Genomic DNA, 26,149 nt, shown 5'->3' with positions numbered 1-26,149 from the left:
ACCAAGGTCTAATGCCTACAGTTTTACATTTTATCTATTCATGCAATGAAAGTTTTAATCAAAAACTTAATTCCGATTCTTAATCGCTACATAACCCGATAATATTCTACCATCTCCAATCGTAATGTAGTACCAATAATTTCCGGTCGGCAACTTTCTGCTTAAATATTGTCCGTTCCAAGAAAAAGGTCCATTTACGGTGCGTTCTAAAACTACTGTTCCGAACCGGTCCAGCACTCGTACTTTCGAATTTGGATATTGTTCAATGCCTTCAATAATCCACTCATCATTCATTCCATCATCATTTGGGGAAAAGATATTATTCAACTTAAAAATGGTGAAATCCTTTTGCGCGATGGCACAAATTTGTGCGCCACTTCTCACAAAAGCGGTATGATTTCCATTAGGAACATTGTAGAAAAAAGGAGAAAATTGCCATTGATTTCCATCGATGGAATATTCCAAAAGACCAACTCCCGTCGCAATGATTTGCACGGTGCTGTTTTCAATTTTGATTTCATTGATCACAGGTAAATCCACATTTTTTACATTTACAGATTTTGTTGTACTGCACCCCGAACTGTTAGTCACTGTAATTTCATATGTTCCGATTGCGTGCACTTGAAGCTTTTGTTGAGTGCTCACAATATTCCCGTTGAATTTCCAAGTGTAAGAGCTTCCCACTTGTAATCCTGCATCTAATTGTATGCTTTCATTAGGACAGATTTCTTTAGTTGCAGGGGTATTAATTACGGGCGATGCATTAAGCGGCAGGATTAAAGTAACACGCGCCGAACATCCGGACGCTGTATTAATTTCTACCGTAATATTGTTTTGACCCGTTTGCAAAATGTAATTATTAGGATCAGAAATAATCTGATTATTCTGCGTGTAGTAAACGAAAGTGTAACCTCCGGGATTAGAGACAAGATTGCTTTTAAACTGGGTTAAATCTATCTTTTTAGTACCATTTTCTTCAGAGCAAAGTGGTGCTGCAGAAAAATCATTGGCTGGAATATTGGTGGTTACTAAAGATACGGTAACCGCTAATCTTTGTACACTTTCGCAATTTTGAAGGGTTTGCGTAGCGTAATAAGTCACGCCATTTTGAAGAAGCGTGTTGTTAGCAAGTGGCGTTAAACTCGAAGCACTTGAATACCATTTGACCTGAGTTCCTGCAACCGCGATATTTGCCAAAGTCCCATTCTGACTAATGCAAAAAGTTTGTGAAGAATTTCCTGTTGGTGGAGGCGTAGTGATAACATTCACACTTACTGGCGCTCGCTCACTTTCGCAAGAGTTGATTGTCTGTGTCACATAAAAAATAGCACCATTTATTAAAGGCAAAGTGGTTGAAATTGGATTTCCGCCCGTCGCATTGGCATACCATTTTATTTGGGTTCCTGCCACCTGCACATTTGCTAAAGTTGCGTTTTGCTGAACGCAAAAATCCTGCGTAGCATTGACTATTACTCTTGGGGTAGGATTATTAAAAGTTGTGATGATGACAGATTCGGAAACTGATTCGCATCCCAAAGAATTTTTAATTTTGAGTTGATAGGTTTTTGGTAAAAGTCCGCTAAAGACTTTAGAATTTTGCCAACTTAAACCATTGTCGATGCTGTATTGCGCTGCATTTTCATTGATGGTAATTTGTGCGGAAGAATGTGCGCAGTCTATTTGCTGCAGAGTAGCGGTGGGTTTCAAAGGCGTATCCGCTGGATTGTTTATTGTCACCGAAACGGGTGCAGATTCGCAACCAGCGCTGTTTCTTACTTTTAGCTGATACGTTCCGGGAGGAAGTTGTCCTGAATTCGCCGTGGAAGAATAAGTAATTCCATTGTTAAAGCTGTATTCATATTCTGTAGATGTAATTGATATTGACCCAAATGGATTTACACAAGATAAAGGCTGATTCACCGCGACTAATGGTAGCGCAGGAGCATTTGGGGGCGCATTCACGGTAGCCACTGTTGGGGGAGAAGCACAACCATTTGGAGATAGTTTAATTCTAATATAATATGTACCGGGAGAAAGATTTGAAGAAGCAGTAGCAATCCACGTCAATCCATCGTCAAAACTATAAGAACTTGCTGCAGAAATTACAGATACGGATCCCCAAGATGCGGAACAACCTGACGGTTGAGTTACAGCAATCTGTGGTGCATTTGGTGTCGTAGGCTGCACATCTACGGTCGCAATTCCAGCTAGAGAAGTACATCCAGCACTATCTTTGATCATCAAATTATAAGTTCCCGGACCTACACTTGTTTTTGTATTTGCTGAGGTGTATGTGATTCCATTATCAAAACTGTATCCCGCCGCGCCCGTTGTAATTTGAATTGAGCCTAAAGAAGTGGTACAGTTTGGTTGAGTTACGGCAAAAGCTGGAGCAGGTAAGGGAGCAGGCAAAGTAACCGTAGCTACGATGCCATCTGAAAGACAGCCTGCTGCATTTTTTATTTTTATTTTATAATTTCCAGGAAGTAAATCGGATTTCGTGTTCGCATAAACAAAGGTCAACCCATCATCAAAACTATACGTTGCAGCTGTGGTGGTTACTGTAATTGAACCCGTGGCAACACTGCAAGTTGGTTGCGTTACAGAAACGGTGGGTGCGGCAATATTGATCCCAGAATTAAGCGTTACTGCAACTGATGCAGATTCACAAGAGGCATTATTGGTTTTAGTACGAATGATGTAAGTTCCCGCGCCAATATTAGTTTTCACAGGATTGGTCGTCCAAGTTGCGCCATCATTAAAAGTATAGCTGCTTGCAACAGTGGTGATCGTTATGCTTCCGTCGGTAGAATCACAAGCAGTGGGCTGTTTGATGGTCGCTACAGGTGTTGCAGGAATTGCAGGTGCGGAATAAATGTACGCGTACGCACTCTGAGAGATACATCCGTAAGAATTTTTAATTAAAATATTATAGCTTCCAGCATTTACGTTTGTTTTAATCGGAGTGGTGACCCAAGTGACTCCATTATCAAAGCTGTACAAATCTGCAATGGTGTTAATAAAAATACTTCCTTTCGGAGTAGCACAGGTAGGTTGTATGGTGGTGATGGAAGGTTGATTCAGATAAAATTTATTGATATAAATTGAAGCTGACTGAGAAATACATCCCGCCGAATTTTTGATGATAATACTATAATATCCTGGAGCTGGATTGAGCAGAGATGGATTAGTGACCCAAGTTGTTCCATTATCAAATGAATATTGAGCCGCCTGAGAAACAACCGTTATGCTTCCATTATTTCCACAGGTTGGCTGAACTGTTTTAAGTAAAGGTCTAGGCAAATAGAACGTATTCATATTGATGCCCATATCGTAAGGACTACTAGTGCATCCTTGCGCATTCTTAATGACGATGTAATAACTACCCGAAGTTAAATTCGTTTTCTCATTAACCGTACTCCAAGTTTGACCGCCATCAAAACTGTAAGAACTTGCGGGAGTTACAATTTTAATGCTGCCTTTAACGCCACAAGTGGGTTGAATAATTAATACATCTGGCTTTGGCAAATAGAATTTTGGCAAACTCAAGGATGTACCATAATTAGTGGATTTGCAACCTTGTGCATTTTGAATCATTATATAAAAATAGCCGTCTGCTAAATTCGTAAAAGTTGGGGAAGTGCTCCAAGTTTGACCATTGTTGATGCTGTATTGCGCCGCAGTTGTGGTAATGGTAATTGTTCCTCCCACACCGCAAGTCGGCTGCGTAAAAGTATAATCAGGAGGTGGTAGATAAAAATTTTCAATAGAAACATAGGTATCTACAGAAACGCAGCTGGCATTTTTTGACCTCACATAGTAACTGCCGCTATTTAGATTGTTGAAGATAGGAGATGTTGACCATGTAGTCCCACTATCTATGCTGAAAGATGTTCCTGGACTAGTAATGGTAATTGATCCTTTGGTTCCGCACACGGGTTGCACTACTTTTACCGTAGGATTCGCGAGATTTGTCGCAGATAAATAAATATTGGTAATGGTGGATCTACAATTGGCGTTATTCTTTGTCACTAAGCCATAGTATCCTACCGCTAAATTATCGAAAACAGGATTAGTAGACCAAGTGTAACCATTATCTATACTGTAAAAAGTTGCAGGAGTGGTAAACGTAATATTGCCGACATTTCCACAACTCGGGCTTACTGCGGTATAATCTGAGCTGTCCAAAGCCACCTGATTAAAATAAACATAGTTAGCTAAGGAAACGCAATTCTGACTATTTTTTACCAATACGCTATAATTGCTGTTAGGTAAATTGGTAAATACGTTGCTTGCAGACCAAGTTGCCCCGTTATTGATACTGTAATAGCTTGCTGCCGTATTGATAGTAATACTCCCAAACGTGGTGCAAGTCGGTTGCGTTAAAGTAACCGAAGGCATCGGAAGTTTTATTTCAGAAAGATTCACGGAGGTTGGATTGCTGATACATCCAATACTATTTTTAATCAAAATCTGGTAATTTCCAGCTGGCAAAATCTTAGAATTGGTCGTAACCCAAGTTGCGCCATTATCAAAACTGTAAAAATCTGAAATGGTGTTTACAGTGACGCTTCCACTATTTCCACAGCTTGGTTGGACGGTGGATACATAGGGATAATCTAATCTTGGTGGATATAAATACGCATAAGAACTAGTAGATTGGCAACCTGCCGCATTTTTTACTCTTAAATTATACGTTCCTGCAGGTAAATCCTTCATATTACTTGTGCTCCAAGTTACCCCACTATCAAAACTGTAGAAATCGGCCTCTGTCTTTATGTAAATGGTGCCATTTTCCCCACAAGTTGGTTGAATCGTCTCATAATCTGGAGCTGTATTTTGAAAGGTTTGCATGTAAACACTTTGAAATAAAGAGGTGCAACCCAAAGAACTTTTGATCCCTATAGAGAAATTTCCCGAAATAATATTGGATAAAATATTAGAGGTTACCCAAGTTTGCCCACCATCAAACGTGTAAAAATCTGCAGGCGTATTGATCGTAATGCTTCCAGGAACACTACATGCTGGATTGACGACGGTGAATTCTGGATTTCCTAATGTATTGCTTGCAATTAAAACCACGGCGGCATTAGAAATACAGCCAGATAAATCTTTTGTTCGAATAGAGTAAAGTCCCGGTTGCAATAAATTAATCGTAGAATTATTCACCCATGTGACCCCATTATCAAAACTGTAATAGGCAGCATTGGTAGAAATAGTGATGCTTCCCGTATCACCACAAAACTTCGGTTGCTGCGAAGAATAATTTGGGGTGGAAGTAAGTGCAGGAATAATTGTCACCCTTTGAGCATAAGAAGTACACCCTTTAATGGTTTTGATCATTACCTCATAATCACCAGGATAAAGTCCAGATTTTATTGGATTGGTAGTCCAACTTGCGCCATTGTTGAAGCTATATTCCGAAGCCGTTGATGTCACTTTAATACTTCCAGTGGTCGAAAAACAAGAGGGTTGCGTAATTTCTACTGTCGGAGTTACGGCAGTTTGACTTGGCTCAATTAAGGCAGACGCGGTACTGGAACACCCAAAACTGTCTGTTACGGTTACTGAAAAAGTGCCAATATTGGTGACTGTAATGATTTGCGTAGTTTCACCAGTGCTCCACAAATAAGTCGCACCTGCGGAAGCTTTCAAATCTGTACTTCCAGAACATACATTTAAAATTCCAGAAATGGTAGCCGTTGGATTTTTAACTTCTACATTAACCGGGATAATCTTATAGCAAGTAGCATCTCGAGAAACTTTGATATAAATCACCGCAGAGGCAGAATTATAACTGCTGAAGTTGGTAATAGGATTGGTGTTGTTAAAGGCACTGTTGTAATCTTTAAAGTAAGTAAAAGTTAATCCAGTGGTAAAGGAAACTACCTGCGAATCAAAATTCGTAAGATCAAAATCTTCGAACCCATCTTTATTGGTATCACATTTAGAAATTTTCGCGGATTTTACGGTCAAATTGCAGCTTGAGGTACAATTCAGAAAACTAATGTCCCACCCATCATTCGCATCGGAGTCGTTTGCGGAGGCAAAAATGGTCGTATTTGCGCCACTTCCACATCCTGGAGGCGAACCAGAAACATCAAATTCAGCGGTGACGCCTACATTATAATTCCCGCTGTTAATATTTGGAAAATTTTGCGCCAAGAGATTAAAACAGAATTTTTTATTCGCCGTATCCAAAGTCGCAGGAGTTGTGGTCGTATAAACCACAGCTCCGGTTGCATCATACACTTTTAAAGTTAAAGTTTTAATGGACGCCGTAACTCCACCCGAATTTGGCAAAGTATAAGTTCCGCAAACATTCAGTGGCAATGCTGGGCAAACTGCATAAAGAGGATCCAAAGTTATGGAACCCACAAAATTTTCATTGGATTGAAGCGTACAAATATCATCAATGTAGGCATACCCGAAATGACCTCCTAGGCCACATCTTGAAGCCATGAATTCTACCGTGAATTCTTCATTATTCGGAATTCCAGAAATATCTAAAATTCCAGATTGCCAATTTGCCGTGTAGAGCGTAACTTGTCCATATGATCCATCTGGAACTTTCGTAAAGATGCAGTTTTGTTCATCGCCCACCAAGCAAAATTCGCTTACAACTTGTTTGTTTTTGTTGAGGATTCTCGCCTTAAAATAAGCTTGATTATCTGTGTGACTTGAATTGTAAACCGTCTGCAGAACTGCTTTGTAATTAAATTTAAAGAAGTTCTCATTATTGGTTTTAAATCTTTTTCCTTGCGCAATAACGCCATAGGTGGAAGAATTTTCAAAGTTGAGTTTCAGCGCGTATTGGTCAAAAGCTTTGATGTCACCCATAAATCGATCAATCAAATTGGCGGGAACAGAAGTCGCCATAACATAATTGTTGGTGGGATTATACTGCGGAATCGAAGTGTCACCAATTAAAGAAAGTGATCGGCATTGGGTAGGTCCCGGTGGATCGCCAATGTTATAGAGGAAATTTTTGATATAATTTTGACCCGAGATGGATTCATGCTGTTCGAAGCCTCCATTGGTACACATTTCCACGGCGGGTTGTACCGCTTTTAGCATCCCACCTTTTTCCAATGCAATTTGGCGTTCTCTGGACTGTATAAATTTTAATTTTTCAGCGTTGCTCGTAATTATTTGCCCCGATGAATTTTCGAAAATTCCATTGCGTAAATAACCAGAATCATCTGCAGGTGTTACTTGGGAAAAAATATATTGGGAAAAAGAAAGTAATAAGAGGAGGTAGATTTTCTTCATCAACAGTAATTATTATGTTTGCAGGAATGTTAAAAAATCCTTAATGGAATCTTAAAAAAAACCAAACAAATATAATTAATTATGCTAACTAATTAGGTCATCTTCACAAAATAATAAAAAACGGCTTTTTTAGCTGCTCAAAAAAAAATCCCAGTTGGTAAGAAAAGGATTTTGCTTGCTCGAATAGTTTGAAAAACCTTACATAAATGGTTTCATTTCATTTTCGATTTGTTTCCGTAAGTCCATCAATTTGATGGCGTATTGTTCCATGTGCTTTTCTTGGTCATTTTCTGGAGAGAATTTTGGAACTTCTACTGAATTTCCTTCATCATCCACCGCCACGAAAACAATAATACAATGCGTTTTCTTTTCAAAATCTTTGCGTTTAATATTCCGGGAAAAAACGTTGATGGCAATATGCATGCTTGTTTTCCCGGTATAAATAACTTCTGCTTCTACTTTTACAATATGTCCAATTTTAATAGGAGAATAAAAACGGATTCCACCCACATAAACCGTCACGCAATAACTCGAACTCCAGGAACTTGCGCAGGCATAACCCGCTTGATCAATCCATTTCATTACACTTCCGCCATGTACGTTTCCGCCATAATTGACGTCGCTCGGTTCAGAAATAAATTGGAAAATAGTTTTCTTTTGCATGCTTTTAAATTAGAGTGAAACAAATATCCGTTTTAATTAAGTCTTAGAAAAATTTTGGTTTTTTATGTTAAGGGGTTTACGTTCAACCACATTTTAAAAAATAGCATTGATTGGGCGCAGATATAATTGATTCTCTTCTCAATAATTAAGTTGATATATTCTAAAGTTGATTTCTAAAAGTTGAAATACTCAACTTCGTTTTGCCATTTCATTTCTTAGAATAATTACTAAATTTGAGCATGCAAAAAGTATTTTATCTAAAAACTTGCGGAACCTGCACGAAGATTTTAAAAATGTTTGATCTTTCAGACTGGGAACTTCGTGAAATTAAAAGCAAACCTATTACTGCCGTAGAATTAGCAGAAATGTATGCCTTTACCAATTCTTATGAAGCGCTTTTCAGCAAAAAATCCACGCAAATTAAAGCCAGAGAAATTGAGACAAAAATTTTGAAAGAAGAAGATTTTAAAAATTTAATCTTAGATCATTATTCCTTTTTGAAAAGACCAGTGTTTGTAACTGACAAAGAAATTTTTATCGGGAATGATAAAAAGAATATCGAACAATTGAAATTATTTTTCCGCGGTAATAAATGAATCGCACTTAATTTCTGTTTCCAACATCTGCCCAAATAAAAGGCGGGAAAAAATTCCGCCATATCTGCTATCTATTTAAACTTTCGCTCCAGCACATTATAAACGCCGATACTGACCAAAGCCCCAAAAATATAGTAACCCGTAGTCATCCATTTCTTTTTATCGGTATCTGTTGCGTGATTGTTCGTCAGTAATTTTTCTGCTAAACCCACACTTCCAGCCGCACCCAGAAGTCCGGTTCCTAATGTTTTGCTGATAAATTGACTCGCATTTGTTGAAGTTGCCAAAGTAGAGAACAAAACCGCATTCGTTAAGATATTTCCTCCCATAGCGGCCGCGTAAACGGCATCTTCATCTCGCGTTGGTGCATCTACTGCATCCAATGATTTTTCCAAAACAGTTTCTCCAATTTGATCTAAATGTGGAGAATCGTTCGTGTATTTTCTAAAAATTTGGTGAACTCCAGTTAGAGCCAAAGATCCCGCAAGACCTGCTATTGATTTGTTAAGTAGTGACATTGTTTTTTATTTTAATTGATTTTGGTGGGTGCAAAAATATTGCCACACAAAAAAGGCAGACCAAAAAATGATCTACTTTTCGGTAAATTTTATTATTCTTAAACAAAAGGCGTTTTTACCACCTTCGCGGGAATATTTTTATTTCTGATCTGAATAAATATTTCGGAATCTACAGCAAAATGTGGTTTGTCTACATATGCTAAACCGATTCCTACACTTTTCATGGGACTCATGGTGCCAGAAGTAACTCTGCCAATGGTATTGCCTTCTGCATCTACCACCGGATAATCATGTCTTGGAATCGCGCGTTCCTGCATTTCAAAACCAACTAATTTCTTCGTAATTCCGTCCTCTTTTTGTTTCGCAAAACGCTCTTTGTCCACAAAATCTTTATCGAATTTCGTAATCCAACCTAAACCTGCTTCTAACGGAGAGGTTGTATCATCAATGTCATTTCCATATAAACAGAAACCTTTTTCTAATCGCAAAGTATCTCTGGACGCCAATCCACAAGGAATCAGGCCAAATTCTTCTCCAGCTTCTGTCAAAGCTTCCCAGATTTTAACCGCGCTGTCATTTTTAAAATAGATTTCAAAACCACCACTTCCAGTATAACCAGTATTGCTGATAATCACATCTTTTACGCCGGCAATTTCACCAACTGTGAAATGATAATAAGGAACATCGGCCAAGTTTATGTCGGTCAGCTTTTGCAGTGTTTCGTTTGCTTTTGGACCTTGAACCGCAATTAGGGACATTTCCTGAGAGGCATTGGTCAACTTCGCGCCAAATTTTTCATTATGCTTAGAAATATGGTTCCAGTCTTTTTCAATGTTTGAGGCATTTACCACCACAAAATATTTCTCTTCGTTCATTCTGTAAACGATTAAATCATCTACAATTCCGCCATTTCCATTCGGCATACAGGTGTATTGGGCTTTTCCACTCTCTAAGGCAGTCACGTTATTGGTGCCTACAAATTGTAGCAAATCTTTTGCAGAAGGACCTTCTACAAAAAATTGACCCATATGCGAAACATCGAAAATTCCTACCTTTTCCCGCACTGCAAGATGTTCTTCCGTTACACCTGTATATTGCACAGGCATATCAAAACCTGCAAAAGGCACCATTTTCGCGCCGAGAGATACGTGTTTATCGTACAAAGCCGTTTTATTCATCTTATTTTTTTTGATTTATTTTTATTTTTTTTTTGGAGCAAAGAGACGTGTTGTTCTTTAAAGATCCCACCCGCTTTTCGCTCTATCTTTTTTTTCTTCCCATTTCCCCACCGTAAAAAAGGATGCCGCTGCATCGGGGCTAAAATTATAAGAGGTTTTTTATACCAATTTTTTTTTAAGGTTTATGAGCGAAATACATTTGAGTATTTGAGTAGTTCAGTATTTTGAGTTTTTGAGAATAAAAAGTTTTATTATAAATCACTCAATCACTCAATCACCCAACAACTTTCATCCGTCATCCTACAAATGGTCCTTATATTCTTTTAAAATAATCTTAAACCATTCCGTAAAATGTTCGGGCGTTTCTGTCATCTCCAGTTCCAATTCTTCCATAGAGATGTATTTTACTTCCGCAACTTCCTCTTTATTTAACTTAAATTCTCCTTCATACTTTCCTGTAAAAACGTGATCGAGTTCATGCTCCCAAAGATTTTGGCCTACATCTGCTTTATAAATAAAATGAAATTTTGGAGTGATGGCAGCTTGAATTCCAAGTTCCTCTTGCATTCTTCGTTCTGCACCAGATAAATAGGTTTCATTTTTGCGTGGGTGAGAACAAACAGCATTGGTCCATTGATTAGGAGAATGGTATTTGGTCGCTGCTCTTTTTTGTAAAAGAATTTCTCCTTGCTCATTAAACAAAAAAACAGAAAAAGCGCGGTGTAAAATTCCGTTTTCGTGTGCCTGCATTTTGTCCATCAAGCCTAAGACTTCGTCTTTTTCCGAGATTAAAACAACTTGTTCTTCCATAGAAGACAAAAATAAGTTTAATAAACTATGTAGTCAAATTTTTAAGAGAGTTTTATGATGCTTAGAAATTCGGTGAAAGGGTGAATATTTTTTTCTCCAACTTCAAATGTAATTGCTCCAAATTTTCTTTGCAATAGGGATAGAAGTGAAAATCCCGCGGTCTCGTCTGAAAGGACGAGACGTGGAATTGCAACGGAGAGCCCGACCCGAGAAGTGGGAAAGCGAGTTGGCGAGGGGATTGCCCCAATTCTGAAATTTAATCTGCTGTAAATCAATGAAATTTTGTAATTTTGCCCCTTAAATTTTCGAACATGGAATTAGAATATAAAGACCATTTGAGTCCGATGCTGAAAGGGGATATAAAGAATTTTTTAATTGATATTGACGGCACCATTACCGATGATGTGCCGAATGAAGAGCCAGAAAGAATGGTGGATTGTATACCATATCCAGATGCACTGGAGACTATTAATCGATGGTACGATCAAGGTCATATCATCTGTTTTTTTACCTCTAGAACAGAAAATTTAAAGCAAATTACCATTGACTGGTTAGATAAGCATGGGTTTAAATACCATAGTGTGTTATGCGGAAAGCCACGCGGTGGAAATTATCATTGGATTGATAATCACTTAGTAAAAGCCACGCGCTACAAAGGTAAATTTACAGATATGGTGGAGAAACAAGTAACGATTGAAGTTTTTAAAGATTAAGTGTATGAAAGTATTAGCAAATGACGGCTTAGACCAATCTGGTATTATCGCCCTAGAAATAAAAGGTTTTGAAGTAATTACCACGAAAGTTCCGCAAGAATTTTTGATCGATTACATTAATGAAAATAAAATCAGAACCATCTTAGTAAGAAGCGCAACGCAAGTGAGAAAAGACTTGATTGACGCTTGTCCCTCACTGGAAATTGTTGGTAGAGGTGGAGTTGGAATGGACAATATCGATGTGGATTATGCGCGCTCGAAAAATATCCATGTTTTTAATACACCATCTGCATCCTCAGAATCTGTGGCTGAATTGGTTTTTGCCCATTTATTTACAGGTGCAAGATTTCTGCAGGACTCTAATCGAAAAATGCCAATTACGGGAAATACAGAATTTGCGAAGTTGAAAAAATCCTATGAAAAAGGCATTGAACTCCGTGGGAAAACCATCGGTATCATCGGGATGGGAAGAATCGGTCAGGAAGTAGCCAGAATGGCACTAGGTTTAGGAATGCGTGTTATCGCAGCCGACAGTAATGTGGGAAGAGCAAGTGTAAAAGTTAAATTTTACAACAATCAGTTTATCAATGTCGATATAGAAACAGAACCTTTGGAAGGAGTTCTTCGTCATGCAGATTTTATTACGCTACATGTTCCTGCCCAAAATGGCGGTGCAGTAATTGGAGAAAAAGAATTTGCAATGATGAAAGATGGAGCGGCCATCGTAAACTGCTCTAGAGATGGAGTAGTAGATGAAAAAGCCCTCATTTCAGCTTTGGATTCCGGTAAAATTGCGTTCGCAGGCTTGGATGTTTTTGTGAATGAACCGACGCCTTCAACCGAAATTTTAATGCATCCCAAAATTTCTTTAACGCCTCATACTGGAGCGTCAACAGTGGAAGCACAAGATCGGATTGGACTTTCTTTGGCAGAACAAATTTGCAGCATTATGCAGATTCATTAAAATTTGAAACTTTTTAGATAAAAGACGCATTTAAAAATGCGTCTTTCTTTATTATTAAGTGAAAATTATTCTATTTACTTTGCAATAAATCTCTGATTTCAGTCAAGAGTTTTTCCTATTTACTTGGACCTACGACCACGACTTCTGCAGGAGTCATCACTTTATTTCCCGCTTTGATCAGCCAGAACAGCACCATTGCGATACAAAGAAAACTGATTACAGCCGACAAAAAATTTCCGTACGTCACGCCGTTCCAGGTCAATTTAGCAATATTTTCTACACCAGCTGCCTTTAATGCGGGGTTCAGCAAAAGTGGTGTTATTACATCTTCTACCAATGAAGAAACAATTTTGCCAAATGAAGCTCCGATAATGACTGCTACCGCCAAATCTATTACATTACCTTTGAATGCGAACGCTTTAAATTCCTGTACTAATCCCATAATCTATATTTTTCATGTTATGATTCAAAAATAGTATTTTTTTTAAAGAATGTTGACTAAAACAAGAGCAGCAAGTGTTTTTTAGTGGTGTCAATGAAATTCGTATTTTAATCTTTCCTTACATTTAAAATTAAATAAAGTATAAATGAAAATTTTCACCGCTTCTCAGATCAAAAAATGGGATGAAGTTACATTGGAAAAAGCCCCCATTAATAGTGGGCTTTTAATGGCGCGAGCTGCAGAAAGTTGTGCCGATTGGATTTTGAGACATCTTAAAAAAGATTCACCTGTTCACCTATTCTGTGGTAGAGGCAACAATGGTGGTGATGGTTTTGCACTCGCACAAATACTTTACGATAAAGGTTTGAACGTTTCTATCTTTTTGGACTCAGAAAATTTAAATTTTCCACCTGATTCTGCGGAAAATTTTAAAGCAGTTCAAAAAATTCCACTCATAAAAATTAGAGATTTTCTGGAAGCGAAAGATTATTTATTTGAAACGAATTCTGTGATCATTGATGCGATATTTGGAATTGGATTAAACCGAAAAATAGGTGGAAAGGTGGGGGAAACCATCAAAATTCTAAATATAATTGAGGCACAAAAGATTTCGATCGATATTCCCTCTGGACTTTTTGCGGACACTATTTCGGATGAAGATGCTGTAATTTTCCAGGCCGAAGATACGCTCACTTTTCAAACCTGGAAGAAAGCTTTTTTGCATCCCGAAACAGGAAAGGTTTGCTTACGGGTCCATGTTTTGGATATCGGCCTGGATAAAGATTTTGCTTTAAAAGAACCTTCGGAAAATTTTACTATTGATGATGAATTGATTTCAAGCATTTATAAAAAAAGAGATGAATTTACGCACAAAGGAAATTTTGGAAAAACACAAATTGTGGCTGGAAGTTCTGGGAAAATTGGCGCTGCAGTTTTAGCTACGAAAGCTGCCTTGCGAACCGGAAGTGGAATCACTTTTATACAGGCTCCAAAATGTGGGTATGAAATAATTCAGTCCACCTGTCCCGAAGCGATGTTTTTGAGTGGTGGAGAAAATTGGATTTCAGAATTTAATGTGGAGGAAGAAATGACTTTAGGGATCGGTCCTGGTTTAGGCACTGCGGCCGAAAGTGAAAAATCATTTTTAGACTTTTTAAAAAATTATGCAAAACCTCTGGTTTTAGATGCTGATGCTTTGAATATTTTAGCTAAAAATCCTGAAGCTTTAGAATTGATTCCAAAAAATTCTATAATCACGCCGCATCCGAAAGAATTTGAAAGACTTTTCGGAAAGACTGCAAACTCTTTCGAAAGATTACTAGTTGCGCGAAAGAAGGCGGGAAGTTTTGGAATCTATATCATTTTGAAAGATCACCACACGCAGGTCATCACTCCGGAAGGCGAGGTTTTTTATAATATCACGGGAAATTCTGGTATGGCAAAAGGTGGTAGTGGCGATGTACTATTAGGAATAATTACTTCTCTTCTCTCTCAAAAATACACTTCAAAAGATGCTGCCCTTTTTGGAGTTTGGCTTCATGGAAAAGCCGGTGATCTTGCGGCGGATAAATTGTCCAAAGAAGCGATGCTTCCCACTGATTTGATTGAGGAGATCGGGAATGTTTTTAAATCTTTAAACTAAAAAAAATCCTTCCAAATAATTTGAAAGGATTGATTTATATTGTAGCAAAATTTAGTCTGGTTGTCCGTTCTCCTCTTCCGTAATCACCCGATTTTTCGAGGTATACATAATTACAAAACCTGCCAGCATAAACGGTATCGATAAAATCTGGCCGGTATTAAGTCCTGCAAAATGAATAAATTCATCACCTTGTGGTTCTTTCAGGAATTCTACAAAGAATCGTACCGCCCAAAGCAAGATAAAAAACAATCCAAATAGCCAGCCCTGCTGGTATTTTTTCTCCGTATATCTGTATAAAACCCACAGTAATACAAACAGGAGAAAATATCCACCCGCTTCAAAAAGTTGAGTTGGATATCTTGGCACTATTGCACCGTATTCCGTACTCTGCTGCGGAAATAAAACCGCGAAAGGAGAACCTTCTGGCGCAGCTTTTCCAATAATTTCTGAATTAAAAAAGTTTCCAATTCTTACAAAAGCACCACCTAAAGCAACTGGAATCCCAATTCTATCATAAACCCAAAAAGGATTTTTCTTGATGATTTTGTAGGAATAATATAGGGTTGTAAAAATCAATGCAATGGTTGCTCCGTGACTTGCTAAACCAGAAAATCCTGTAAATTCTAAAGTCGGTTTTGTTCTAATGGGTAGAAATACAGACCAGAAATCCTCTCGGAAAAGCTCTGGCTGATAAAAAACAACGTGCCCAATTCTTGCTCCTAAGATAGTTCCCACCAAAGTCCACGTAAAAAGCGGTTCTATGTATTTATGATTCACATTATCAATAGTGTACATTTTGGTGAAAATATAATAACCCAATCCGAAAGCCAGTATAAACATTAAACTGTAGTAGTGAAGGGTAATTGGACCTAAATGTATTCCTGTAGATGGATCCCAAGTGGTGTATAAAAATGTCAACATATATTGTTTTTCAAAAATTTAAAATTATTAATTCGTTTCTAATGACTACAGCTCATTAACCTCAAAACTTATGTGGTCAATTTACTTCAATTATCCTTTGGCGGCACTGGATCATAACCATCTCCACCCCACGGGTGACATCTGGAAATTCTTTTTGCACCTAACCAAAATCCTTTAATGGGTCCATGAACCTTCAGCGCTTTAACCATATAGTGAGAGCAAGTAGGTTCATAGCGGCAATTTTTTGGCAAAATTGGGGAGATAAACCACTGATAAATCTTGATAAGAGCAACCAGCGGAAAGGTGATGATTTTATTGAACATGCAGTTGCAAAAATAAGTAAATAGTTTAAATTTGCTCAACGATTCTATTTAAACTTCAAAATCAACCGATCATGGTATGAAATTCGGTTTCAAACCAACTCAACCTTTCAAATTCCAAAATTGAATAATAACAGTCCTCTTGCCGAAAAAATGCGTCCGAAAATTTTGGATGAGGTTCTCGGGCAGGAACATTTGACCGGAGAAAATGGAACCATCCGAAAAATGCTGGAAAATGATACGTTGAACTCTTTAATTCTCTGGGGCCCACCTGGAACGGGAAAAACTACTTTAGCGGAAATTATTTCGGAACAATCTGGACGAAATTTTTTTAAACTTTCTGCAGTTTCCAGCGGTGTAAAAGATGTGCGGGAAGTGATTGATGAAGCTAAAAAACAAAATCTCTTTTCTGGCAAATCTCCAATTTTGTTTATTGATGAAATTCACCGGTTTAATAAATCACAACAGGATTCCTTGCTTCACGCGGTGGAAAAAGGTTGGATTGTTTTAATTGGTGCCACTACAGAAAATCCGAGTTTTGAAGTCGTTTCGGCACTATTGTCTAGAAGTCAGGTTTATGTGCTGAAATCTCTCACCTTTGAAAAATTAGAAGAACTGGCAGAAATTTCATTTCAAAAATACAATGAACAGGAAGGAACATCTTTTCAGTTTAAAGATAAAGAAGCTTTCATTCAATATTCTGGCGGTGATGCGAGAAAGTTAATTAATTCCGTGGAAAATGTTTTGAATCAGTTTAAAAATTCCGACAAAAAGGAAATTTCCAATGCGGATGTTTTAGTTGTTCTGCAGGAAACAATGGCGCTGTATGATAAAAATGGCGAACAACATTATGATATTATTTCGGCCTTCATCAAATCAATGCGAGGTTCTGATCCGAACGGTACCGTTTATTGGTTAGCCAGAATGCTAGTCGGTGGTGAAGATATCAAATTCATAGCACGGCGAATGGTGATTTTAGCCGCCGAAGATATAGGATTGGCAAATCCAAATGCTTTAGTGATGGCGAATAATTGTTTTCAGGCGATTAATTTAATTGGAAATCCAGAAGCGAGAATTATTTTGAGTGAAACTGCGGTTTATTTAGCCGTTTCCCCGAAAAGCAATTCCACTTACACCGCGATTAATGAAGCCATGTCTTTTGTGAAAAAAACAGGAAACTTACCAGTTCCTCTTCATTTGAGAAATGCACCCACAAAATTAATGAAGGATTTGGATTATGGAAAAGACTATGGATATGCGCATTCTTATGAAGGTAATTTTGTGGATTTAGAATTTTTACCGGAAGAAATTCAAGGAACGCAATTTTATAAACCAGGGAATAACAGCACCGAAAATAAAATTGCAGAACAACTGAAGAAAAAATGGAAAGATAAATATTGAGACATTCAGATATTCAATTTCTTCCACGCTTTTTTCCTTTTCTAATTATTTAGAACACTAAATTGATTGTCAGGTGTTTTTTTTTACCTTTATTTAAAATTAAGAGGATGAAAAATTTTTACTTTTTGGCAATGGCTGTTTTCTTTTCAGTCAATTCTTTTTCCCAATCGATTACGCATAATAAAGGATTTATCGATAATGAGCTCGCTAATTATTCCAAGATGACGGATTTTAATGTCAACCCGAATACGCTCAATTATGATTTAAAATACCAAAGAATGGAGGTCTATCTGGATCCGGCCATTGTCCAAATTTCTGGGTCTGTGACTTCTCATTTTCTTCCAAATCAAAATATGACGAGTATTTATTTTGACTTCACCGATAATATTCCTGTTTCCGAAGTTTTGTATCGTGGAAATGTGGTGAGCTTTCAGCAATTGCCGACTAAAGAATTGAAGATTGACTTTGGCGCAACCCTCTCTTCGAATACTTTGGATTCCTTAACCATCAAATATTCCGGGATTCCAGATAATTCTACCAGAACGTCTTTCTATTTTGGAACGCACGCTGGAAGTCCGGTTATCGGAACCCTTTCTGAACCTTATGGCGCGCAAAATTGGTTTCCAACCAAGCAAAGCATGAATGATAAAATTGAAGCTTTTGATTTAAAAATTACAACGCCAGAAAATTACAGTGTAGGTTCCGCCGGAAAATTAATGTCGGAGACAAGTGTTCCCGGTAATAAAAAATTGACTTTTTGGAGGACTCAATATCCAATGGCTGCTTATCTCGTTGCTTTATCTATCGGGGAATTTACCAAAACGAATGATGTCATTGGAACTGGATCATTTCCTTTTGTGAACTATTTATACACCGATACGGCCGCAAATTCCAGTGTTTTGGACACGATTGAATGGACGAAAGAATGCATGACTATTTTTGAGCAATATTTTGGACCGTACCCATTTTCCAATGAAAAATATGGACACATGGAATTTGCTGTAAATGGCGCAGCGATGGAACATCAAACCATGTCTTCTATGAGTTTTTTTGGAAAACCTGTAATCGCTCACGAATTGGCGCATCAATGGTTTGGCGATAAAATTACGTGTGGAGCTTGGAACGATATCTGGCTTAATGAGGGTTTTGCCACTTTTGCGGAGCAGCTTATTTTTGAGAAAAATGTAATGACGCAACCTCAATTTTTGACGCATTTAGCCAATCAAATTAATACCATTACAAGTTTACCCAATGGCAGCGTTTATGTGAGTGACGCCAAATTAGGAATTATTCCAGAACTCTTCAGCGGAAGATTGACTTATGTGAAAGGTGGTTTTGTGTTGCGAACGATGAAGTGGGTTTTAGGCGAGGAGGTTTTTTACCAAATGTTGAAAGAGTATGCTGCAAACCCTGCTTTCATTTACAATTATGCAAAAACGGAGGATTTTAAAAATCAGATTTTGATTTCTACTGGAAGAGATTTGACCTGGTTTTTTGCGGACTGGATTTATGGAGAAGGATATCCAACCTATCAAATAAAATGGAATCAACCTGTAGCGAATCAGGATTTAAAATTCAGTGTTTCTCAAACCCAAAGTGACGCTTCTGTTGATTTTTTTCAGCTTCCTTTGCCCATCCAAGTGAACGGAATCAATGGAGAAGTCGCGCAAATTGTTTTGGATCACACTTCAAACAATCAATTTTTTTCTCAGCCGATTAACTTTCAGGTGGCGAGTGTGGAATTCAACAAAGAATATCACATTATCGAAAAAAACTCCACGGTAAGTTTCGATCCCGCTCTAACTACTGCAAACTATGCTAATACAGACTTAATTTTATTTCCAAATCCCGTAAAAGACAAAATAGAATTCAAAGGAATTACTGGAATTGAATATTATCAAATTTTTGCAATGGATGGAAGACTGATTAAAACAGGAAAGTATGAATCTGCTCAACCCATTGATGTTTCCACCTTGAAAACTGGAGTTTATATCATTCAGATTAAAGGTAAAAATATAAAATTCACGAAGAATTAATAACTATCCTTCTAAAAGATATTCATTGTAATGTCCGAGAAATTTTACATCTGCACCAAACAACCGCAGTTCTTCTAATGCGTTTTCAGATAAAATGGGATGCCACTCATTCGCGACATTAATATAGAAAAAGTAATTCCCTAAACCAGTTTTCAGGGTGCGGCTTTCAATTTTTGAAAGGTTCATTTTTCGCCACGCAAAAACGGAGAGGATTTGATGCAAACCACCGGGATGATCATCTGGAAGCGTTACAATTAAAGAAGTTTTTTCAGAATTGGGTTCAAAAGTGAGTTCTAAGACATGTCGCTTTTTGGAAATTACAATAAACTTGGTGTGATTTTGTTCAAAATCTTGAATATCATTTTTAATGATTTTTAAACCATATAATTTGGCCGCGTAATGATTGGCAATTGCCGCCCATTTTTCGTTTGGATTTTCTGCAACCCATTTCGCTGCCGCGGAAGTAGAACTGAAATCCTGCGTTTCTATATCTTTAAAATGATCTTGACGAAAATGAAAAGTTTGTGATAAAGCCTGTGGATGAGAAATAATTCGATCAAAGTTTTCATGATTCGGATGAACCATCAAATGATGCGAAATGGGCATTACTGCTTCGGCTTCAATATAAATTTCCGAAAAGTCATAGAGATAATCGAGCGTCATGGAGACTGTTCCTTCAATGGAATTTTCTAAAGGCACAACCGCTTTGTCCACAATCCCATTTATCACAGCCCAGAAACAATCTAAAATGCTGGATTGAGGAATTATTTGATGTTGAGGAAAAATTTGGGAGCAAGCTAATTGCGTGAAACTTGCTGTAGGTCCAAGAAAGGCAATCTTCATTTTAGTAGCACTGTTTTCCTATCCTTTCCGTCTCTTTGCTGTATTTTAACTCCGCCTCTTTTAGTTACTAAATTATTACGATCTTCTTTACTGATCGTCCAAATATTGAGATATTTGCCAGAATCTACTTCCGTAATTTCAAATTCTACAATGGCTTTGTACAAAATTTGTATGGTGGGATCTTTTACCAAAACGCCGTTCACATAGATTGGATTATTTGCTGGCAAACCTTGCTCCGTGTTATGGTTTTTAAGCACGGCTGACAAATCGCTTGGATTTTTAACTTTTAATTTTAAATCAATAATTCCATCTTTTCCAAAGTTTTTCAGTCCGGCTAATGCTTCCGGGAGCTGATCAGATTTATAAACGCTGATGGTTAAAATTTGCGTGGGATCCTTTAATTTCATCTCACTTTCATTGGCGATAATACCGTCCATCAAATAAAGTGGGTAAATTCCTTTTTTGGTTTGCAACGTATTTTCTTGGGAGAAAACAAAGGTTGAAACCACAGTTAAGAGAAGCATGAAAATTTTCATAAATCAAAAATAGAAATTACTTCTGAATAGGGCGACTTTAATTTTATAAAATAACTGCAAAATCTTCTTTTGACCATAAAAAAATCCACAAGGTAATCTCGGATTTTATAATGTTGAGAAAAAGTAGAAGTAATTACGCCCTAACTTCTGTAGAAATTCCTTCACTCATTGTTATTTTGTTCATTGTAAAAGCAGGCATTGCGTAAATTTGAGATTCAGCGCGCAAAGCAACTATTCTTTTTACATAATCCAAGTTTTTCGCGTCTTCCAAAGTCATATCCTGAAATTCATAAATTTTCACCACTTCATTTTTCTCAAAAAATCTGTTAATAGTTGCTAATTCATCCTCATTTCTTGCATATACGCTTGTAATCAAACTTTGGGAGATAGGAGTTTTTGCTTCTTCTTTTTTGTAGGGTGTTTTGTGCATGATATAATCTCGATTTTCAAAACCTGATTGTTCTAAACTTGCGAAAATTTCTTTTGCGAATTCTTGCCCCGGAAATAATCCAAGTACTGTATAATTCATTTTGTGAGTATTTGTTGTTAATTTGTATGCAGAGATAAGCTTAAATTACGATATGTTTATTGATTAAAAACATATTAACACAAAGTTGATAAGTATAATCTGTATAATTGTAAATGTGATAATTTGTGGTTGACCGTTTCTATTTTGTAATATTTTTTACCTTTACCTAAATTCAACTTTTGTATATGAATATTATTTTAGCCTCTACTTCTACGCTTTTTGGCGGTGCATATTTAGATTACCTAACTGACGAAATCACTCAACTTTTTCGCGATATCGATGAGATTGTCTTCATTCCTTATGCGAGACCAGGTGGAATCTCTCACGATGACTATACGCAAAAAGTTCGCGAATTCTTTTCGGAATTCAATATCAAAGTGACAGGATTGCATGAATTTGAAAATAAAGTGGAAGCTTTAAATGCTGGAAAAGGATTTTTTACGGGTGGCGGAAATACATTTCTATTGGTAAAAACGCTCCACGAGGAAAATGTAATGATTCCGCTGAAAGAAAATATTTTGAAAGGAAAACCTTATCTCGGCACGAGTGCTGGTTCAAACATCGCGGGACTCAATATGAAAACTACGAATGATATGCCGATTGTGTATCCTGCAAGTTTTGAAACCATGGGTCTTGTTCCATTTAATTTAAATCCACATTATTTAGATGCAAATCCAGATTTAAAACATAACGGCGAAACCCGAGAAACACGGATCAAAGAATTTTTAACGCAAAATGACACGAAAGTAGTTGGTCTTCGGGAAGGAAACTGGATCAGAAGAGTAGGAGATCTCATTACAGTGGAAGGAATTGAACAAACCAGAATTTTTGAAAGAGACAAAGAGCCATACGAAATAGAAGTAGGAACGCAACTTTAGATTAAGTTTTCCAATTTCGCTCGATAATCTTCATTAAAAAGTCGGGGCATTTTACGACTTTATTAGTTTTGGAATCCAGAAAAAATAAGGTTGTTTTTGCGGTAGAAATTTTTTGTTTAGAAGGATTATAAATTTCATATTCAAATTCAATTCTCACGCCTGGAATTTTTTTGATGTAGGTGTGAATTTCCAAAAGTTCATCATACAAAGCTGGCTTCATGTATTTAATGCTGTACTCCGAAACAGGTAACCAAATTCCCTGATTTTCAATCTCATCGTACGGAATTCCAAGAGTGCGAAAAAGTTCAACTCTAGCCACTTCTAAGTATTCTGCGTAGTTGCCGTAATAGACGTATCGCATAGCGTCGGTTTCTCCGTAACGTACTCGTAATGTGTGTGTTGTATGTATCATTGAAAGTTTTAAATTAGTCATACAAATATATTTTTAAATAATCAATAGCACAATAATTTTTTTAAGACATTTAAAAATTACATCTTTGTCTTCCCTCCAAAAACAAATATTGCAGGGAAAATTGCGGATCGAAAATGGATGAAAATTTAACACTTATTTGGGAAAAATGTTTGCAGTTCATGAGGGACAACCTGAATGCAGCTGAAGACAATACGGATCTAAAAAAATTAGAGAATTCCTTTGATTTACTTTTTGATAATGTTCGTCCGGTTTCCTTAGTAAGTAATAATTTAACGCTTCTAGTTCCTAGCGATTTTTACAAAGAATATATTGAAGATAATTATTTGTCTTTGCTTTCTGCAGCCTTGAAAAAAAATATTGGAAAAGGGGTGAAGCTTTGGTATTCTGTAATGGAAAACAAACCAAGTGGTCAAGAGCAGCCCATTACGGTAAATGTAAAAGGAAAAACTATTCCTACTCCGAAAGTTCAAGAGACTTTGCCACCCTCTTTTTCTTCCAATGTCATCAATCCATTTGTGGTTCCGGGCATGAGAAAAGTGAATATTGATTCTAACCTTAAAGCGGATTTCTCTTTTGATAATTATGTAGAAGGTGAAAGCAATAAGTTTGCCTCTACTGTAGCTAAATCTATCGCGAAGAGACCAGGTTCTACGGCTTTTAATCCTTTGTTTTTACATGGGGGTTATGGAGTGGGAAAAACGCATTTGGGTCATGCTATTGGTTTAGAAGTTAAAAATTCATTTCCAGATAAGGTTGTACTATATCTTTCTTCGGAGAAATTTATCCAGCAATTTGTTTCAGCGGCAAAAGCGCACAAGCAAACAGAATTCGCGAATTTTTATCAAATGGTTGATGTTTTAATCATTGATGATATTCAGTTTCTTTCTGGTAAAAAATCTACGCAAGACAGTTTTTTCCACATTTTCGATTATCTGCACCAAAACGGAAAACAGATAATCTTAACGTCTGATAAAGCGCCGGTTGATATTTTAGATATTCAGGAACGTATTGTTTCCCGATTCAAATGGGGTTTGTCTGCGGAAATTAAATCTCCAGATTTTGACACCAGAAGAAAAATCATTGTTGATAAGTTAAGCCGTGACGGAATTGTTTTAACGGAAGATATGCTGGATTTTCTAGCAAATGAGGTGAAAACAAATGTTAGAGAACTCATTGGCGTCATCAATTCTGTGATTGCGTATTCTACCATTTATAAATCTGAACTAAGTCTAGAACTTTTAAAAGAGACCATCAATAAAATTGCGGCGAACCAGAAAAAAGTCATCAATATTCCTTATATCCAAGATGTGGTTTGTGAGTATTTCGGCATTGAAAGAGAGCAGCTTTTATCCAAAACCCGTAAAAGAGAAATCGCTTTACCACGTCAATTAGCCATGTATTTTGCGAAAGAGCTAACCAATTGCACTTTTACAAAAATCGGTGAGGAAATGGGCGGAAAAGATCACTCAACGGTAATGTATGCGTGTGACACGATTAAAGATGTTTCTAAAATTGACAAGGAATTAAAGAAATATGTAAAAGAACTCGGCGAGAAAATTAGACAATAATTTTTATCACCATTTAAAGTATACCAAAGGAATTTTTATAAGTTCCTTTTTTTATTTTGTAAATTCCCGTCGTTAAAAAAAACAACATGAAAATATTAATGGTTTGCCTCGGCAATATTTGCAGAAGTCCTTTGGCAGAAGGAATTTTACAATCAAAACTACCCGAAAACTTTCTAGTAGATTCTGCGGGAACCTTAGAGAATAACGCAGGCAAAAGTCCTGATCATCGTTCCGTAGAAATTGCTAATAAATACAATATTGATATTTCTTCTCAAAGATCGAGACGGATTACCACAGACGATTTCAAGGTTTATGATCTTATTTATGTGATGGATCGAAGTAATCTTCAAAATGTTTTAGCTTTGACCAATGATGAAGATTCCCGTAAAAAAGTTTCCTTAATCCTGGAGGATGAAGAAGTTCCAGATCCTTACTGGAGTGAATTACCAGAATTCGACCGCGTTTATCATATGCTTGATAAAGCTTCTGATAAAATTGCCTCAGAACTAAAAGATCTAAGTAAAAAGTAAAAATAGAAAAGTGACAAACTTGAGATTTTTTAGAAATCTTGGTTAATATGTTCAAATCACCGAATCACCGAATTACCGAATCACCGCAGTATCACCTCACCAAATCATCAAAATATGTTATTCCTTATTCCCGCCTATATTTCAGAAAATTCTCCCCTCGATTATTTTGCGCCTGCCGCAAAGGAATACATTATGAAAACTGATTATTTCTTCGTTGAGAATGAAAAAACAGCCAGAAAAATTATTAAATTTTTTGCGCCTGAAAAAATACAAGCTGATTTAAAATTCTTTCTTTTGAATAAAAATACGGAACGAAAAGATTTACAGGAAGCTCAAATGCTGATGAAAAAAGGTCAGGATTTTGGGTTGTTATCTGAAGCTGGTTTACCTTGTATAGCAGATCCGGGGAACGTGATGGTGGCGTGGAGCCATGAAAATGCGGTTCAAGTTGTTCCTGTAAATGGTCCCTCTTCGATTATTCTCGCGTTAATTGCGAGTGGTTTTAATGGTCAGGAATTTACCTTCCACGGTTATTTGCCCATTGATAAAACGGAAAAAAAGTTAAAAATAAAATGGCTCGAAAATCAAGTTAGTTCTACCGGATATTCGCAGATATTTATGGAAACGCCGTATCGAAATAATCCACTCTTCGAAGATTTATGCAAAACACTTGCGCCGCAAACAAAATTATGCATCGCCGCGAATATTAATGATCCAGAACATGAGTTTATAAAAACATTGACCATCAAGGATTGGCTAAAAAATAAGCCGGAATTGCATAAGATTCCCGCAGTCTTCGTTATTGGAAGATAATTTAACAACCATTAACAGCCGTTTTGCATCATTGTTGCGTGTGTTGTGGGAAATAAATTATTATGTCAGAAAAAAAATTAGCAGGAATCTGGATGGATTCAGAAAATGCAACCGTAGTGAAGAATCACGATATTGAAAGCGCTTATAAATTTTTCGTTTGTGATCCTGTAAAAAGAGATGTTCAACACGGTAATTCCAGTGAGAAAAATGCCAACAATGTTGAGCAAACCAATACGGCGAAATACTTCAAAGATTTGGAAATGTTGATCACCAATACCGAAGAATTATATTTAACGGGAACAGGACAGATCCAAGAGCAGTTTAAAAATCACTTGGCAGAAACTGCACAGTTTAAAAACTTAAAAGTGACTTTGGATACAGATCAAAAAATGAGTCCAGACCAAGTTTTAGAAAAAGTAAAAAGTCATTTCGGAGAATAAAATTCTTCTGTCCCGTCCTAAAAAAGCGATACAGATTATTAAACAAAATTAAATAATTAAACACTAGCGATAACGTTATCGCTAGTGTTTTTTCTTTTGTAGG

General features: G+C 37.0%; 23 protein-coding genes. 11 read left to right on the top strand and 12 right to left on the bottom strand.

Annotation, left to right across the window (positions count from 1 at the left end; all coding sequences use genetic code 11):
* Nucleotides 1–66: 66 nt before the first annotated feature.
* Nucleotides 67–7,272 (bottom strand): T9SS type B sorting domain-containing protein, encoded by a 7,206-nt coding sequence (locus tag RCH13_RS13485; RefSeq protein WP_326987776.1) that lies wholly within the window; start codon nucleotides 7,270–7,272, stop codon nucleotides 67–69.
* A gap of 198 nt (nucleotides 7,273–7,470) precedes the next feature.
* Nucleotides 7,471–7,935 carry an acyl-CoA thioesterase gene (locus RCH13_RS13480; RefSeq protein WP_326987775.1) on the bottom strand — a complete coding sequence of 155 codons (465 nt, stop codon included), beginning with the start codon at nucleotides 7,933–7,935 and terminating at the stop codon, nucleotides 7,471–7,473.
* A 239-nt stretch (nucleotides 7,936–8,174) separates the two neighbouring features.
* Between RCH13_RS13480 and RCH13_RS13475 the strand changes: the two genes are divergently transcribed.
* Nucleotides 8,175–8,531 carry an arsenate reductase family protein gene (locus RCH13_RS13475; protein ID WP_326987774.1) on the top strand — a complete coding sequence of 119 codons (357 nt, stop codon included), beginning with the start codon at nucleotides 8,175–8,177 and terminating at the stop codon, nucleotides 8,529–8,531.
* A 71-nt stretch (nucleotides 8,532–8,602) separates the two neighbouring features.
* Here the strand turns inward: RCH13_RS13475 and RCH13_RS13470 are convergent, their stop codons facing one another.
* The 3 genes from RCH13_RS13470 to idi form a co-directional block, all read right to left on the bottom strand.
* Nucleotides 8,603–9,049 (bottom strand): hypothetical protein, encoded by a 447-nt coding sequence (locus RCH13_RS13470; protein ID WP_326987773.1) that lies wholly within the window; start codon nucleotides 9,047–9,049, stop codon nucleotides 8,603–8,605.
* Nucleotides 9,050–9,147: 98 nt separating this feature from the next.
* Complete coding sequence (gene gcvT, locus RCH13_RS13465) at nucleotides 9,148–10,227, bottom strand: glycine cleavage system aminomethyltransferase GcvT (protein ID WP_326987772.1); 1,080 nt, start codon at nucleotides 10,225–10,227, stop codon at nucleotides 9,148–9,150.
* A 300-nt stretch (nucleotides 10,228–10,527) separates the two neighbouring features.
* Entirely contained in the window at nucleotides 10,528–11,037 is a 510-nt protein-coding gene (idi, locus tag RCH13_RS13460) for an isopentenyl-diphosphate Delta-isomerase (protein WP_326987771.1), read from the bottom strand.
* A gap of 311 nt (nucleotides 11,038–11,348) precedes the next feature.
* Between idi and RCH13_RS13455 the strand changes: the two genes are divergently transcribed.
* Nucleotides 11,349–11,750, top strand: a complete 402-nt coding sequence (locus RCH13_RS13455; RefSeq protein ID WP_326987770.1) for an LNS2 domain-containing protein — start codon at nucleotides 11,349–11,351, stop codon at nucleotides 11,748–11,750.
* 4 nt (nucleotides 11,751–11,754) lie between these two features.
* Entirely contained in the window at nucleotides 11,755–12,714 is a 960-nt protein-coding gene (locus tag RCH13_RS13450; protein ID WP_326987769.1) for a D-2-hydroxyacid dehydrogenase, read from the top strand.
* Between the two features lie 115 nt (nucleotides 12,715–12,829).
* Here RCH13_RS13450 and mscL read toward each other — a convergent pair whose 3' ends face one another.
* Nucleotides 12,830–13,156 (bottom strand): large conductance mechanosensitive channel protein MscL, encoded by a 327-nt coding sequence (mscL, locus tag RCH13_RS13445; protein WP_326987768.1) that lies wholly within the window; start codon nucleotides 13,154–13,156, stop codon nucleotides 12,830–12,832.
* A gap of 145 nt (nucleotides 13,157–13,301) precedes the next feature.
* Between mscL and RCH13_RS13440 the strand changes: the two genes are divergently transcribed.
* Entirely contained in the window at nucleotides 13,302–14,798 is a 1,497-nt protein-coding gene (locus RCH13_RS13440) for an NAD(P)H-hydrate dehydratase (RefSeq protein WP_326987767.1), read from the top strand.
* Nucleotides 14,799–14,849: 51 nt separating this feature from the next.
* On the opposite strand, the gene lgt is transcribed toward RCH13_RS13440, so the two are convergent.
* Entirely contained in the window at nucleotides 14,850–15,719 is an 870-nt protein-coding gene (lgt, locus tag RCH13_RS13435; protein ID WP_326987766.1) for a prolipoprotein diacylglyceryl transferase, read from the bottom strand.
* 86 nt (nucleotides 15,720–15,805) lie between these two features.
* Entirely contained in the window at nucleotides 15,806–16,042 is a 237-nt protein-coding gene (yidD, locus tag RCH13_RS13430; RefSeq protein ID WP_326987765.1) for a membrane protein insertion efficiency factor YidD, read from the bottom strand.
* 120 nt (nucleotides 16,043–16,162) lie between these two features.
* On the opposite strand from yidD, the gene RCH13_RS13425 reads away from it, so the two are divergent.
* Together RCH13_RS13425 and RCH13_RS13420 are read left to right on the top strand one after the other, a co-directional pair.
* Nucleotides 16,163–17,440, top strand: a complete 1,278-nt coding sequence (locus RCH13_RS13425; protein WP_326987764.1) for a replication-associated recombination protein A — start codon at nucleotides 16,163–16,165, stop codon at nucleotides 17,438–17,440.
* Between the two features lie 107 nt (nucleotides 17,441–17,547).
* Nucleotides 17,548–19,476, top strand: coding sequence for a M1 family aminopeptidase (locus RCH13_RS13420; protein WP_326987763.1), 1,929 nt, complete (start codon nucleotides 17,548–17,550; stop codon nucleotides 19,474–19,476).
* A 3-nt stretch (nucleotides 19,477–19,479) separates the two neighbouring features.
* On the opposite strand, the gene pheA is transcribed toward RCH13_RS13420, so the two are convergent.
* The 3 genes from pheA to RCH13_RS13405 form a co-directional block, all read right to left on the bottom strand.
* Nucleotides 19,480–20,319: a prephenate dehydratase gene (gene pheA / locus RCH13_RS13415; RefSeq protein ID WP_326987762.1), complete on the bottom strand. Its 840-nt coding sequence runs from the start codon at nucleotides 20,317–20,319 to the stop codon at nucleotides 19,480–19,482.
* The gene (locus tag RCH13_RS13410) at nucleotides 20,316–20,843 is read right to left on the bottom strand and encodes a hypothetical protein (RefSeq protein WP_326987761.1); all 528 of its coding nucleotides are present in this window, start codon (nucleotides 20,841–20,843) and stop codon (nucleotides 20,316–20,318) included. Before RCH13_RS13410 ends, pheA begins: the two co-directional genes overlap by 4 nt.
* Nucleotides 20,844–20,988: 145 nt before the next feature.
* Nucleotides 20,989–21,384: a hypothetical protein gene (locus RCH13_RS13405; protein ID WP_326987760.1), complete on the bottom strand. Its 396-nt coding sequence runs from the start codon at nucleotides 21,382–21,384 to the stop codon at nucleotides 20,989–20,991.
* A 185-nt stretch (nucleotides 21,385–21,569) separates the two neighbouring features.
* Between RCH13_RS13405 and pepE the strand changes: the two genes are divergently transcribed.
* Nucleotides 21,570–22,262: a dipeptidase PepE gene (gene pepE, locus RCH13_RS13400; RefSeq protein ID WP_326987759.1), complete on the top strand. Its 693-nt coding sequence runs from the start codon at nucleotides 21,570–21,572 to the stop codon at nucleotides 22,260–22,262.
* A gap of 1 nt (nucleotide 22,263) precedes the next feature.
* On the opposite strand, the gene RCH13_RS13395 is transcribed toward pepE, so the two are convergent.
* The gene (locus RCH13_RS13395) at nucleotides 22,264–22,674 is read right to left on the bottom strand and encodes an acyl-CoA thioesterase (RefSeq protein ID WP_326987758.1); all 411 of its coding nucleotides are present in this window, start codon (nucleotides 22,672–22,674) and stop codon (nucleotides 22,264–22,266) included.
* Nucleotides 22,675–22,808: 134 nt separating this feature from the next.
* On the opposite strand from RCH13_RS13395, the gene dnaA reads away from it, so the two are divergent.
* From dnaA to RCH13_RS13375, 4 genes are all read left to right on the top strand, one after another.
* On the top strand, nucleotides 22,809–24,263 hold the full coding sequence (gene dnaA, locus RCH13_RS13390) for a chromosomal replication initiator protein DnaA (protein WP_326987757.1): 1,455 nt from the start codon (nucleotides 22,809–22,811) through the stop codon (nucleotides 24,261–24,263).
* An 86-nt stretch (nucleotides 24,264–24,349) separates the two neighbouring features.
* On the top strand, nucleotides 24,350–24,793 hold the full coding sequence (locus RCH13_RS13385; protein WP_326987756.1) for a low molecular weight protein-tyrosine-phosphatase: 444 nt from the start codon (nucleotides 24,350–24,352) through the stop codon (nucleotides 24,791–24,793).
* A gap of 114 nt (nucleotides 24,794–24,907) precedes the next feature.
* Nucleotides 24,908–25,606 (top strand): SAM-dependent methyltransferase, encoded by a 699-nt coding sequence (locus tag RCH13_RS13380; RefSeq protein ID WP_326987755.1) that lies wholly within the window; start codon nucleotides 24,908–24,910, stop codon nucleotides 25,604–25,606.
* Nucleotides 25,607–25,668: 62 nt separating this feature from the next.
* Nucleotides 25,669–26,046, top strand: a complete 378-nt coding sequence (locus tag RCH13_RS13375) for a hypothetical protein (RefSeq protein ID WP_326987754.1) — start codon at nucleotides 25,669–25,671, stop codon at nucleotides 26,044–26,046.
* Nucleotides 26,047–26,149: the final 103 nt, after the last annotated feature.

The organism is Chryseobacterium sp. MP_3.2, assembly GCF_035984805.1.
Classification (GTDB): domain Bacteria; phylum Bacteroidota; class Bacteroidia; order Flavobacteriales; family Weeksellaceae; genus Kaistella.
The sequence above is the reverse complement of the archived record's forward strand: the minus strand, read 5'-3'. Positions and strand labels throughout refer to the sequence as shown.